Annotated in this window: 10 protein-coding genes; all 10 read left to right on the top strand. The window is 48.0% G+C overall.

Annotation, left to right across the window (positions count from 1 at the left end):
• Nucleotides 1-76: 76 nt before the first annotated feature.
• The 10 genes from QMA13_RS22025 to QMA13_RS21980 all read left to right on the top strand — a co-directional run bounded on the left by QMA13_RS22025 (nt 77) and on the right by QMA13_RS21980 (nt 14,222).
• Nucleotides 77-1,507, top strand: a complete 1,431-nt coding sequence (locus QMA13_RS22025; protein WP_282935879.1) for a sensor histidine kinase — start codon at nt 77-79, stop codon at nt 1,505-1,507.
• A gap of 19 nt (nt 1,508-1,526) precedes the next feature.
• The gene (locus QMA13_RS22020) at nt 1,527-2,126 is read left to right on the top strand and encodes an ANTAR domain-containing response regulator (RefSeq protein ID WP_282935878.1); all 600 of its coding nucleotides are present in this window, start codon (nt 1,527-1,529) and stop codon (nt 2,124-2,126) included.
• Nucleotides 2,123-3,622: an ethanolamine ammonia-lyase reactivating factor EutA gene (locus QMA13_RS22015; protein WP_282935877.1), complete on the top strand. Its 1,500-nt coding sequence runs from the start codon at nt 2,123-2,125 to the stop codon at nt 3,620-3,622. The genes QMA13_RS22020 and QMA13_RS22015 overlap by 4 nt, the downstream gene beginning before the upstream one ends.
• Before the next feature lie 4 nt (nt 3,623-3,626).
• A complete protein-coding gene (locus tag QMA13_RS22010; RefSeq protein WP_282935876.1) occupies nt 3,627-4,988 on the top strand; it encodes an ethanolamine ammonia-lyase subunit EutB in 1,362 nt (453 codons plus the stop codon).
• A 34-nt stretch (nt 4,989-5,022) separates the two neighbouring features.
• Nucleotides 5,023-5,958, top strand: a complete 936-nt coding sequence (eutC, locus tag QMA13_RS22005) for an ethanolamine ammonia-lyase subunit EutC (RefSeq protein ID WP_282935875.1) — start codon at nt 5,023-5,025, stop codon at nt 5,956-5,958.
• 57 nt (nt 5,959-6,015) lie between these two features.
• Nucleotides 6,016-6,144, top strand: coding sequence for a hypothetical protein (locus QMA13_RS22000; RefSeq protein WP_282935874.1), 129 nt, complete (start codon nt 6,016-6,018; stop codon nt 6,142-6,144).
• Nucleotides 6,145-6,202: 58 nt separating this feature from the next.
• A complete protein-coding gene (locus QMA13_RS21995) occupies nt 6,203-7,765 on the top strand; it encodes an amino acid permease (RefSeq protein ID WP_282935873.1) in 1,563 nt (520 codons plus the stop codon).
• 203 nt (nt 7,766-7,968) lie between these two features.
• Nucleotides 7,969-8,889 carry a ribokinase gene (gene rbsK, locus QMA13_RS21990; protein WP_282935872.1) on the top strand — a complete coding sequence of 307 codons (921 nt, stop codon included), beginning with the start codon at nt 7,969-7,971 and terminating at the stop codon, nt 8,887-8,889.
• 135 nt (nt 8,890-9,024) lie between these two features.
• On the top strand, nt 9,025-10,041 hold the full coding sequence (locus QMA13_RS21985) for a peptidoglycan-binding domain-containing protein (protein ID WP_282935871.1): 1,017 nt from the start codon (nt 9,025-9,027) through the stop codon (nt 10,039-10,041).
• Nucleotides 10,042-10,481: 440 nt separating this feature from the next.
• On the top strand, nt 10,482-14,222 hold the full coding sequence (locus QMA13_RS21980) for a rhamnogalacturonan lyase family protein (protein ID WP_282935870.1): 3,741 nt from the start codon (nt 10,482-10,484) through the stop codon (nt 14,220-14,222).
• Nucleotides 14,223-14,283: the final 61 nt, after the last annotated feature.

The following is a 14,283-nucleotide window of genomic DNA, read 5'->3' as shown; positions in this document are numbered from 1 at the left end:
ACTCCTTCCTAAATTGTGTCCATTATGTGACAATAGAATCATTGGAACACAATCATGAAGCGATGAGGGATTCCCGATGATATCAATCACAACCCTATGTGTGGAACGTACTCTGCTGACTTTGGAAGAAACGGCGGTTATTGAAGACATGGCTCGCCACTTGCAGCTTATTGCCGATGTGTCGCAATCGGATGTGTTCATCGATTGCCCGCTGCCGGATACGGGTACAGCGCTCGTTATCGCGCAGGCTCACCCTGCGACAGCACCGTCACTGTACAAAACATCGGTTGTCGGACAGCTTGCCTACGCGCATAACGAACCGGCTGTAATGTTTTGTCTGCTGTCGGGGCAGCCAGTCATTGGCTCAAGAGGAATATCGCAAGAGCATATTGCGATGCAACAGCATGTCGTACCGATCCGTGCCAAGGCTGATGGGCGAGTGATAGGCGCCTTGATTATGGAGCAGGACATTTCCAAAAAGCTGGAGCAGGAAAAGCACGTGGAGCAGCTCATGGAAACGACGGAACAGCTAAGTGAAACTCTGCTAAAGGTAGCAATGTCCGAGGGCAGCATGCCACTCTTGATGCATGAAGGGATTGTGCTGTTCGACAATACGGAACGTGTGACCTATACGAATCCACGGGCTGCGACGATGTTATGCGACATAGGTCATTCCGGAATGATTCAGGGAAGAACATTGCGTGAACTATTCCATGATCGTTTGGAGAAAAAGTCGGTCATAGGTACTGGCGGAATTTTTCATGAAGAAATTCAGATCGGAGCGACAGCCTTTGAATTGAAGGCAGTATCCATTTACAAGGAACAGCGGGTTGTTGGCGGTCTTATGCTTATTCGCGATGTTTCGGATCTGAAAGAGAAGGATAAGCAGCTCATGATCAAGTCCGCCGTCATTAAGGAAATTCATCATCGCGTGAAAAACAATCTGCAGACGGTGTCGAGCCTCCTTAGGCTGCAAATGCGGAGAACGAAGATGGATGAAGTGAAAACAGTCTATCGCGATAGCATGAATCGTATTAACAGTATTGCTATCATTCATGAAATGCTTGCATTTGACGGCCTGGATACGATTCGATTCATCGATGTGGTAGATCGAATTGCCAAAAACATCGTCTCCTCAACGGCGAAGCCGGATCAGAGCATTCGCGTTCAGCTATGCGGTGACGAGCTGACACTGCCTTCAGATATGGCAACGACACTGGCCCTTGTCGTCAATGAGTTGGTTCAAAACTGCGTAATTCATGCTTTTCGTGATAAGGAATGCGGCGAGATCGATATTGCCCTTCATCGCAACGGTCAGATTGTGACGGTAAGGGTAGCTGACAACGGAGTTGGTATCGATCCAAAGAAACAGATCGACCCAAAAGGGCATTTGGGTCTCAAAATAACCGAAACGCTGGTCAATGAAAATCTGAGTGGCATTATGAGCATCACGTCGGACGAGAAAGGTACGGAGGTTCAGCTGACATTTCCGCTTTCCAAACCATAGTTGAGGAGGGGCTGCAGCTATGAAAAATTCCATTGTCGTTGTAGATGATGATCCAATTATTCGTATGGATATCCGTGAAATGCTGGAAGAGGAAGGCTACACTGTTGCCGGCGAAGCGAAGAACGGGGAAGAAGCCGTTGCGTTGGTAGCCAGATTGAAGCCCGATCTCGTTATTATGGATGTGAAAATGCCGGTTATGAACGGGATTAAGGCATCTCAAATTATTCGTAGGATGCAGGATACTTCCGTGCTGCTGTTGACTGCTTACAGTCAGAAGGAGCTTGTACAGGATGCAAGACGAGCTGGTGTCGCTGCTTATCTAGTGAAGCCCATTTCCGAGGAGGACTTGATCCCTGCTGTAGAGATCGCTTTGAGTCAGAAGGAGCGAATCGACGGCTTGAAAAAGGACCTGGAGGAATTAAAACAATCGCTCGAAGACCGCAAGCGCATCGAGAAGGTCAAAGGCATGTTAATGAAGGCCTACGCGCTGGAGGAGGAGGAAGCTTACCGACGAATGCGAGAGGCCAGCATGGCAGCTCGGATATCTTTGGGAAAGCTGGCGGAGCAGCTGCTGGCTGAAGGACCCGAGGTAGGGTTCTTAATGGCGAGAAACGGGTGAGAGTATTGGAAATCCGCAGTGAAGAGCGTTGGATCACGAGTGTAGGCATCGATATTGGGACGAGTACGACCAAAATGATCATCAGTCGCCTGAGACTGGCGCGCACCTCCGGCGCGCTGAGTCTTCCGAGATATGACATTGTGGAAAGAGAGCTAGTATATGCAAGCCCAATCTACAGCACTCCTTTAAAGAGTGCTGATGAGGTCGATGCAGAACAAATCGGTAAGCTGCTTGCCGCAGATTACGCGCGTGCGGGAGTGCAAGTAAGCGACCTAAAATCGGGAGCGGTCATAATTACAGGTGAGACCGCCAATAAAGCCAATGCGCGACAAATCGTCCATCTGCTTGCAGAGCGTTCAGGTGATTTTGTCGTAGCCACGGCCGGACCTGATCTGGAAGGGCTGCTGGCAGGCAAAGGCGCGGGCGCGGAACAACGCTCCAGGCAGATCCATGGTGCGGTTGTTAATGTTGATATCGGCGGCGGGACGGCTAATGCGGCCGTGTTTCAAAGAGGCAAGCTGGTAGGAACAATGACTTTTCATGTCGGTGGCAGATTAATTCAGATCGATGGCAGAGGGAGACTTACCTCCATCTCCGAGTCATTGAGACCTTGGTTGGAAGCTAGTGGCTATAGGCTGGAAGTAGGTCAGCAAGTTAGCTACGAATGGCTGAAGCAAATTTGCTCTGGCATGTGTAGGGATATGATGGAGAGCTTGAATCCATTAAAAGTAGATCTGATTAAGGATGCAGCGAGAAAGCTGGTGCTTGGCCAGCTGCTGCGTTCGATTCCGCCTATCGAAGAATGGATGATCTCCGGTGGCATAGGCCGCCTGATGAGCCAGCCTAAACCAACTACCTTGGAACAGACAGCTGCCTATGGAGATTTAGGTCCTCTGCTTGCACACACGATTCAGGAAAGCTTCGAGGCAGCGCAGCTGCATCTGACTCAGGCGGAAGAAACGGTAAGGGCTACCGTCATTGGAGCGGGTATGCAGAGCACGGAAATTAGCGGAGCTACGGTTCATTTGGATGAATCGCTGCTTCCGATCCGCAATGTGCCGGTGATGAAGCTGGAGCTGTCAGCCGAAGTTGTGGAGCAGCCTGAGCTGCTTGAGCAGACCATTGTCCAAGCGATGAGTACCGCTTCAAGCTTGTACGAACGGGATGAAGCCGCGTCGGCTTCAGTTGCCCTGGCTCTTCCTGCCCTTAAGCATTGGAGTTACATATCCCTTCAGAACATATCGGCGCTGCTGGTGGACGGCTACAGACGGTATTTTCCGGCAAGCAGTGTCATGGTTGTCATCTGCGCCAATGACATCGCTAAAGCCTTAGGCCAGTCGCTGGTTCGCCGCAGTGGTGAAAGACCGAAGATCATCTGCATTGATCAAATTACGGTCGAGCACGGCGATTATATCGATTTGGGGGAGCCGATAGGAGGCATAATGATCCCAGTGGTGGTCAAAACGCTAGCATTCCACGGCGGGAACAGGAGGTAGACGAGTGAAGCTGAAGGTCGCTTTGCACGGTACAGTATTTCAATTTAAAGATTTGAAGGAAGTGTTGGCCAAGGCGAACGAAGAGAAGTCGGGCGATCAGCTGGCCGGCATTGCCGCACAGGATGCCAAGGAGAGAATGGCAGCAAAGCTGGTGCTATCTGATTTGACACTCGGAGATATTCGCAATCATCCTCTGCTGCCACCGGAAACCGATGAGGTGTCAAGGGTCATAGAAGAGGCTGTGAACGAGAATATATATGCGGAAGTCCGCGGCTGGACGGTAGCTGAGCTTCGCGAATATTTACTGCGCCAGGAAACGGGAAACAATGAAGTTCGTCGCATCAGCCGAGGACTAACGAGTGAAATGGTAGCTGCAGCCGCAAAGCTCATGAGCAATCTCGATTTGATTCAAGCTGCATCGAAGATGGAGGTGACCAGTCATTGCAACATTACGATTGGACAGAAGGGGGTACTAGCAGGACGGGCACAGCCGAACCATCCGACGGATAACATTCAGGGAATTAAAGCTTCCTTGTTCGAAGCGCTGAGCTATGGAATAGGCGATGCCGTTCTTGGCATTAATCCCGTCATTGATACGGCGGAGAGCGTGAAGGACATCTTGCTCGTAACCAAAGAGGTGATGAGCAAGTGGCAAATTCCAACGCAAAACTGCGTGCTGGCTCATGTCAAAACCCAGATGAGGGCGATACGCCAAGGTGCGCCAGCGGATATGGTATTCCAAAGCTTGGCCGGTTCCGAGGACGGCAACAAAGCATTCGGTATCAACGTTGAGATGCTGGATGAAGCTGACGACTTGATTCGCAGAGAAGGAACGGGCACAGGACCAAATCTTTGGTATTTTGAAACGGGGCAAGGCTCCGAGCTGTCGGCAGAAGCCCATCATGGGATTGATCAGGTGACGCTCGAATCGCGCTGCTATGGCTTAGCTCGAAAATACAAACCGTTCATCGTAAACACCGTTGTTGGGTTCATCGGGCCTGAATACTTGTACGATTCCAAACAGGTGATTCGTGCCGGACTGGAGGACCACTTTATGGGGAAGCTTCAGCAGCTTCCAATGGGTGTCGACGTATGCTACACCAATCATATGAAAGCCGATCAGAATGATATGGATAATTTGGCGGTGCTGCTAGCTGCCGCTGGTGTCAACTACTTAATTGGCGTCCCGATGGCTGACGATTGTATGCTTAATTACCAATCGACAAGCTTTCACGATATAGCTTCGCTTAGGGAAATGATGAGATTGCGTCCTGCCCCTGAGTTTGAGAGGTGGCTGGAACGGATGGGCATTATGGAAAATGGAAGGTTAACACCAATAGCTGGAGACCCCACGATGTTCATGTAAGAGATGTCTCAAGTCAGAGGAAAGGAAGAGGGAGATGAATCGAACGATTCCGTTGGAGCAGCTGGTTGATAAGGTGATGGCACAATTGCAGAAAAGACAGCTTGCAGAAGAAATAGCACTTGCAAGCGATCCCCATTCTTCATCCGACACTGCCGGCTTCTACAATAACCTTGGCACGAGCACGCAAGATTTCACAGTCCCCGATGTGGCAGGTGCCGACGAGGAGTATCTTGAGGAAGAAGCAGCAGTTTCCCATGTTCCTGAGCCAAAATGGGGTGAAGGGATGGGTGAGCTGTTGTCCAGCACTCCGGCAAGAATTGGTGTATGGAGGGCAGGCACGAGACCTTTAACTAAGGAGATGCTAAAGTTCCGCTGCGATCATGCTGCTGCCGTCGATTCCATTTATGGAGAAGTCAGCTTATCGTTGTTGGACTCATTCGGCTTGTTTCAAATCGAAACGTATTATGAGAACACGGACAATTATTTGAAACGGCCTGATCGAGGGCGTGTTATTATTCCCCAGGGGATTGACCTCATTCGGAGCCGATGTGCAATGAAGCCCCAAGTGCAGGTGGTAGTTTCAGACGGATTGAGTGCCAATGCCATAGACGCCAACTTGCCGGATGTGTACCCGTCATTACTCGATTCCCTTGCTTCCTACGGGTTAAGTGTAGGTACTCCCTTTTTTGTTCGGGGCGGTCGAGTTGCGGTAATGGATCATATTGGGGATATTTTGCAGCCGGAAGTGCTTGTGCTGTTAATTGGCGAGAGGCCAGGTCTCGTCTCATCCAAGTCGATGAGTGCTTACATGTGCTTTCGTCCGCGTAAGGGGACAGTGGAAAGCGAACGAACCGTGATCTCCAATATTCATCGCGGAGGTACCCCTCCGGTAGAGGCGGGAGCCCATATCGGAACCTTGCTGAAAAAAATGATTGAACAGCAGGCCAGCGGCGTCAACATGGAGCTGTGAGCTTACAAAGCTGGTTAAGCTGGTTTTCCATACATTCCATGTAAGGAGGTGACGCCCATGTCCACTGTTATAGGAATTGTCATTATCGTGATCACATGCCTGTTTGCTCTGGCTGTCGTCCGTATTGCCAGCAACAGCATCCGCAGCTACAAAGAAAGTGAACATGAAAGCTTCTTAGGAAAGTAAGGCTTCTTGTCAACCAGAACAAGCAATCGTTCGTTATCCTTTGGAGGAGGTTGAAACTATGAATGCACAATCTCATCATCACGATAAGGACAAACAAGATTTAAACAAGTTCGGTTACGCGCAGGAGCTCCTTCGCAGTATGGGTGGTTTTTCCAACTTCGCCATATCCTTCTCGATTATATCCATTCTTACCGGAGCCGTCTCGTTATACGGACATGGACTGACTTATGGGGGCGCGGGGATGATGGGCTTTGGTTGGCCTATCGTAGCGTTGTTCGTCATGTTCGTGGCTGCAGCTATGGCTGAATTAGCCTCAGCTATTCCTACAGCAGGAGCGCTGTATCACTGGGCCGCGATTCTTAAAAACAAGCGTTGGGGCTGGTACACCGCTTGGATCAATTTGATCGGACAAATAGGGATTGTTGCGGGCATCGACTATTCAGTTGCTTTGTTCGCAGACCCGCTGTTAGGCAGCGTGTTCGGATATACGTCGGATAATACTTCTGTATTAATTGCATTTACGGTCATCCTGCTGACTCATGGCATTCTTAATCATATTGGGATACGTATTGTATCGAGATTGAATGATTTCTCAGCCTGGTACCATATTATCATTGTTGCGGTACTGGTCGTTTCTCTAGCATTTTTCACTAAGGGTGGGCTAAACAGCGTTGACTATTTATTTAAAGTCGGTGAAACGTTCTCGGATAAGCCCTATATGTTCGCTTTCCTTATCGGCCTTCTTCAGGCGCAGTGGACGTTTACGGGCTTCGATGCTTCAGCGCATACAATTGAGGAGACGATTAATCCTCGTGTACGCGCGCCTTGGGGGATTTTTACTTCTGTAGCTTACTCTTTTGTTTTCGGGTTTCTCATGCTTGCGTTTGTTACGCTCTCCATCAAGGATGCCGGAGCGGCAGCAGGTTCCGATAATGCTTTTATTTATGTAATTAGCCAGGCGCTCGGCGGTACGTTTGGTTCAATCATCCTATGGCTCGTTACAGCAGCTATGTGGTTCTGCGGTCTGTCCTCCATTACTTCGTTCTCGCGGATGATGTATGCTTTTTCCCGTGACAAAGGAATGCCGCTCAGTGGACAATGGGCTCAAATCTCCAAAAAATTCCGCACACCGGCCAAAGCCATTTGGCTTGCTATTGTTCTTTCATTCCTTCTTGCTTTTATCGATTATATCATTAAGCTTGTGAATCCGGACGCTCAATATACAACGATCGCATTTCTGACTGCGGTGAGTGTGGTTGGCTTGTATGTAGCCTATGGTATTCCTATCTGGTTGAAGCTGAGAGCGAAAGCTAGCGGAAGGTTCCAAGAGAAGCATCTCGGACCATGGAATCTCGGTAAATACAGCGATGCCATCTCGATTGTCGCTCTCATCTGGATTGTGTTCATATGTATTATGATGGTTATCCCTCCGAATGAGACAGCGGGTTACGCTTTGGCTGCGATGCTGGTTATTTTGGTTATTATGGATTTTGCATACTACAAAAATCATTTTCTGGGGCCTCAAGCCGCGCTGAACACGTCAATGGACGAAATTCTTCGTCGGGAAAGAGAGCTTGATAGCGATTCTTCTTCGGGTTCCGGCATATCCCATAAAGCGTGACTTCGTTTAGAAAATTTGGAACATCGGGTACATATTTAGAATTCTCGACACTCGGGAACAGCCATAGGGCTGTTCTTTTCTTTTATACCAATACGATGATGATCCCCTTTTAACCATACTTCTTCTGATGGTACAATAATAAGCGGCATGTCCCAATGGTAAGACTTCTTAGAGAGGCACATTAGAACGACTTGGAGGTTATTATGACGAAGCTGTTAATTGTAGGAAGCGTAAATATGGATATCGTGACTCAAGTTACGAAGCTGCCTGTACCAGGCGAGACGGTGAAAGGTCTAAGCACGGCCTATTATCCCGGTGGTAAGGGGGCGAATCAAGCGGTTGCTGCAGCTATGGCTGGTGCGGAAGTTACGTTTGCAGGTGCTGTAGGGGAAGATGCATACGGAGCGAAGCTAATCGAATCGTTGGATTCTAAAGGGGTACATACGGATTATATATTGAAAAAGCCTTTCGGTTCAGGGATTGCCTACATCAATGTTGATGAAGCGGGAGAGAATCATATCATTCTATCCGAGGGGGCAAACGGGCTCTTCACAGCTGAAGACCTGATTGGAGCTTCGCAGGCTTTTGAAGGCGTCCGTGGAATGCTATTACAAAACGAAATTCCGTGGAAAACAACACTACAGGCTATGAAGGAAGCCCATCGACACGGTGTATTCACCTGCTACAATCCGGCTCCGGTAGCACCTGTTCCTGAAGAAGCATGGCAGTTCATCGATCTTATTGTTGTAAATGAGAGTGAGGCAGAGCAGTTAACTGGTATTCATGTGGAGCATCCGGATTCCTATACACAGGCAGTAGAAGCTATCATTGCTTATGGTGCTCAAGCTGTACTTTTAACACTTGGGGAAAAAGGTTGCGTGTACGGTAATCAACAGGGTGTTGCTTTGACTCAGCCGGCCTACAGGGTAAAGGCTATTGATACGACGGCTGCAGGGGATACTTTCATAGGTAGCTTTATGGCTGCATACTTGGATGGACAAAGGCTGGAGGAGAGTTTAAAGTTTGCATCCGCTGCGTCAGCCATTGCAGTTTCAAGGGCAGGAGCCCAAGCCTCGATTCCTTCTCGTCAAGAGATCGAAGATTTCCTTCAAGATCATACCTAATATATACAAAACGGAGCTGCTTATGCAGTTCCGTTTTTCGTTTTTATGATGAAAATAATTATAAACCCTTATCTGGTGGATGGTGTTGGGAAAGATAGAGTAATGCTTTAACGCAATCATATTATTGAGGAGAAAATGGGCATAGTAAAAACGCAGAAATTTAAACCATATAAGCAAAAGGAAGGTGTCTGTTTAGTGAAGGATTTTTATCGGAAAATGATTTCTATTCGTAAAAATGCGGGGAGATATGTTGGTGTAATGGTGCTGGCTCTCTCACTTCTAATGTGGGTACCCAGTACAACGTTAGCAGTTGGAAAGGACGCATCTGGACCGGATGTATTTGTTATTCAAGGTATGCTGAAGACTCTCGGAAGTTATTCTGGAGAAATCAACGGTTACTACAATGAAGCGACAGTTCAAGGTGTGAAATTTTTTCAGAAAAAGCATGGGCTTCCGGTAACTGGGGCAGTAGATGACCGCACGCTTGAATCGATAACTTATGTATATAGTAAGTTGAAGAACTTATCACCGCAGCCTGGTCCTGAGGCAGGAAAGGGCAAAGGCGGCCAGGGTAACGGTGAAGGCAAAGGGCATGGAGGAGGCCGAGGAGAAGGCGGAGGCCGAGGAGAAGGCGGAGGTCAAGGACAAGGCGGAGGCCAAGGACAAGGTGGAGGCCAAGGGCAAGGCGGAGGCCAGGGACAAGGTGGAGGCCAAGCCGAAAACAAGGGTCCAAGTGAAAATAAGGGCAAAGGCGGCTGGTTTAAAGGCGAGGGTCAAGGCCAAAAGCAAGAACAAGGTGAAAACAAGGGTCCAAGTGAAAATAAAGGAAAAGGCTGGTTCAAAGGTGGAGGCCAAGAGCAAAAACAAGAACAAGGTGAAAATAAAGGTCCAACTGAGAATAAAGAAAAAGGCGGATGGTTTAAAGGTGGAAAAGGGAAAGGCGAGAACCCTGCACCAAATGAAAATCAAGGTAAAGGCAACAATATGAAGCCAGGCCCAGGCAGTGGGCAAGGTAACAGCGGCCAAGGTGGTCAGGGCAATGGCAGTCAAAATAACAATCAAAATCAAGGGCAAGCGATAATCAGGGTAATAATCAAGCCCCTAGCAGCGAAAAGGACAACAACAACGCACCGAAGCCAAATTCGTCAATAGATCAATAACCTAATTTGAAGTGCTAAGGGCTGCCAAACAAGGCAGCTCTTGTTTTTGTAGCGTGGATATAAATATATCATTCAAATCCATTGTTCAGCTGGTCCCTAATACCTAGTAGGTCTTATAGTTATACAAAATAACTTTAACTAGGTAGATACTCCTGTTTTATAGCCCTAGCGGAAAAACCTAGGCATGTGCTTTTACAAGATTGACAAATAATTTAAATTTTGAAGCAAAATTAGCATAAGGCTATAAAGATTCCATCATAAACCTGTGCTAATATGTAACCGCTATCATAGTGTGAACCTAAGAATTAAAGAACCCAGAAAGCGAGGGAGGATTCGCAACAATCTGCAGACCTACGACCCAATAGGTTAGAAGACCTAGTGTTCAGCAAACTGTAAGAAGCACTTGAATAAAAGTCTGGAGGAGGAGATAATTTGCACGCTATTAAAAGAAGTTTATCAGCGTTATTGGTTGTTACGCTTGCTGTATCCATGATAGTAGGGACTGCGAATGTAGGGATGGGACAAGCTGCTGCAGCTTCTACGGGTGCTTCTGGATCTAAATTTGACTTTGGTTCCGATACGAGTCCTGTGGCTCCGGGTTATACTCAGGTATCCAACACAATGCTTTATAATGCGTCGAGGGGATACGGCTTGGACAAAACGGTGAATAACCGCGATCGGGGAACCGCAGACCCTCTGCTTAGGGATTTCGTGCTTGCTTCAGATTTTAGCTTCATGGTGGATTTGCCTAACGGTGAGTATTCGGTTCGAATCATTGCAGGGGATGCTATTGCCTCTAACAAAACAGATATCAAAATTGAAGGCGCTACCATGGGGTCGCTCTCCTCGAGTACAGGTAGTTATGCCGAAATGACCAAAACAGTGCTGCTGACAGACGGCCAAATGAATTTTCAATTCAGTAAGGATGGTCGCGTTAATGCAATCGAAATTACTCCTAAGAAAGCACCTACTGGACTATCCGTATCTGCAGTGACCTATTATCCGAATTCATCAGTCAGTTTAGTGTGGGACGCGGTCTATGGTGCGACAGGGTATAATGTATACCGGGTGTCTGATGGAGGAAGTGATTTTACCAAAGTTGGTGGCAGTACCGGCACTTCCTATACGGATAGTACAGTACAGCTTGGCGGTATGTATCAATATCAGGTGACGCAGCTGATGCAGCAAAATATCGAATCGGCTCCAAGCAGTCCGATTACTGTTGCAGTACTTGACCGATCCGTTCCTGCACCTGCTGCTCCTGATGGACTATCGGTAGTTAACGCCTCCAAGGAACAATTGTCAATCCGGTGGAATCCGGTAAATTATGCTTTGCAATACAATGTGTACCGCTCCAAAACGGCTCAAGGTCCGTTTAATCTTGTTGGAACAGCCGTAGAAGCGACGTTTGTGGACAATGGCGTCATTACAACGATGCCTTATTACTATCAGGTTGCGGCAGTGAATAACGGCGGCTTGTCCAATCGATCAGAAGTACTGGCTGTGCCTGTTATGACTGTTTTGAACCGTCAGATGGAGAGTCTGGACCGCAGTCCTGTTGCTGTAAAGGTGGAGGGCGGAGTGTATACAGGCTGGCGCTTGTTTGGAACGGATGATAAATCGACGACTTTTAATTTGTATCGTGACGGTCAAAGGGTGAACGCTTCGCCTATTGCTGATAGTACCAATTATTTAGATGCAGTTGGCACATTAAATTCCGAATATGAGATCCGAGCCGTGATCAACGGTAATGAAGAACCGCAAGGTGAAAAGTTCAGTGTATGGAACAAAAATTACCTTGATGTTCCACTTCAAAAACCGGCTAATGGCGTGACGCCTTCCGGAGAAAAGTACACGTATAATGCAAACGATGCGAGTATCGGAGATTTGGACGGCGATGGTAAGTATGAGCTCATCGTGAAATGGGACCCATCGAATTCTAAAGACAATTCACTTTCCGGATATACAGGCAACGTATTCATTGATGCCTATAAGCTCGACGGTACTATGTTGTGGCGTATCGATTTGGGTCGAAACATTCGCGCTGGCGCGCACTATACGCAGTTTATGGTATATGACCTTGATGGTGATGGTAAAGCGGAGATAGCTTTCAAGACGGCGGATGGTACGGTAGATGGTAAAGGTCAGGTGATCGGAAACGCCCAAGCGGACTACCGCAATTCCAGCGGCTATATTTTGAGTGGTCCTGAGTATTTGACCATCTTTAATGGTGAGACAGGTGCAGCGATGGTTACGACCGATTATGATCCCCCTCGCGGCAGCGTATCCAGCTGGGGAGACAGCTATGGCAACCGGGTCGATCGCTTTTTAGCGGCAATTGCTTATCTGGATGGTGAGCGGCCGAGTCTTGTTATGGCACGCGGATACTATACCCGGACGGTACTTGTAGCTTACAACTGGCGTGACGGCAAGCTCACCAAGCTGTGGAAATTCGATACGAATGATGCGGAGAATGCGAATTACACGGGGCAAGGAAACCATAATCTTTCCATTGCCGATGTCGATCATGATGGAAAAGATGAGATTACGTATGGGGCTATGGCAATCGACGATAATGGGAAAATATTGTACTCGACCGGACTTGGTCATGGGGATGCGATGCATCTGGGCGATTTGGACCCAAGCAGACCTGGATTGGAGTATTTCGGCGTGCATGAAGACTATCCGAGCCCTGCTGGTCTTGAATTCCGCGATGCAGAGACCGGTAAGCTCATTTGGGGAATTCCAGCGAACTACGATGTAGGAAGAGGGATGTCCGGAGATATTGATCCTCGTTACCTGGGAGAGGAAATGTGGGCAACAGGAGATGCAGGCGGCGTCTATAACACAAAAGGGGAGAAGATTAGCTCCTCGAGACCTTCCGTAAACTTTGGTATCTGGTGGGACGGCGACTTGCTGCGAGAGCTGCTGGATCACCAATGGACCGATCCAATAGGTGTAGGCAAAATCGATAAATGGGACTATATGAATAGTAAATCGGTGAATCTTCTCACGGCAACAGGAACGTATTCTAACAACACAACCAAAGGAAATCCTTCCTTGCAGACGGATTTGTTCGGGGATTGGAGAGAGGAAGCGATCTGGCGTACGGAAGATAGCAGTGCGCTTCGAATTTATACAACAACAGATGTTACACCACATCGGCTTTACACACTGCTGGACGATCCAGAGTATCGATTGTCCATCGCATGGCAGAATGTAGGGTACAACCAGCCTCCTCATCCGAGCTTTTATTTGGGGGATGGAATGGCAGAACCCCCTGTGCCGCATATTAACCGAGTTCCGCTGAAAGTAAAGGAGATTTCGATCACATCTACTGCCAATGAGATAGTTGCTGGGCAAAGGATGAAGCTAAGTGCACAAGTAAAGCCGGATGCAGCTTCTAATAAATCCATTCAATGGAGTGTTCAGTCACCCGACGGAGCTCCAACTTCTCTAGCTACAATTGATGCTGCTGGAGTTATTCAAGCGTTAGCCCCAGGGAAAGTTGTTGCTAGAGCTGCAGCTGCGGACGGTTCAGGAATAACAGCTCAATTTGCTGTAACCATTAGGGTACCTGATGGACCTGCAACCAGCTTGCCTGGGAAAGGAGTTTTGTCCAGCGATAATGGTTATGATACCGGCCTTCAGGACGGTGACTACAAGATTATGATGAACCTTTGGTGGGGCAGTAATGGGACCATCTACAAGCTGTACGAAAACGGCAAGCTAATTGACATTAAGACACTTGCAGACCAAACTCCGAGTGCTCAGACGGCATTTACGGTTATTAATGGAAAACCTAATGGGACTTATCAATATACTTGTGAGCTCATCAATCGTCACGGCACTACCGCTTGTGAACCATTGACAGTACAAGTTAATCAAGCGATGCCTGCTAAGCCAGTATTGTCGCATAACAACTGGGATGGCGATGGAAGCTATGAAGTACAAATGAACATGTGGTGGGGAACGAATGGGAAGGTTTATAAGCTCTACGAAAACGGCGTGTTAATTGACACACAGCAGCTTGTATCCTCGACTCCTGGAGCGCAGTCTGCCATAACCGCAGTAAAAGGGAAAAAGCTCGGAACCTACCAGTACGTAGGAGAACTGATTAATGACGCTGGAGTCGTTTCTAGCGACAAGATCACAGTAGAAGTAAACAAGTAAAACCAAAGGCGAAAGCTTAGTAGGACAGTCATGGACTGCTTACTAAGCTTTTTTGGCGTTA

Origin of the sequence: Paenibacillus sp. RC67, assembly GCF_030020805.1 — a bacterium.
Classification (GTDB): Bacteria; Bacillota; Bacilli; order Paenibacillales; family NBRC-103111; genus Paenibacillus_S.
This window is presented reverse-complemented; position numbering and strand designations above follow the sequence as displayed.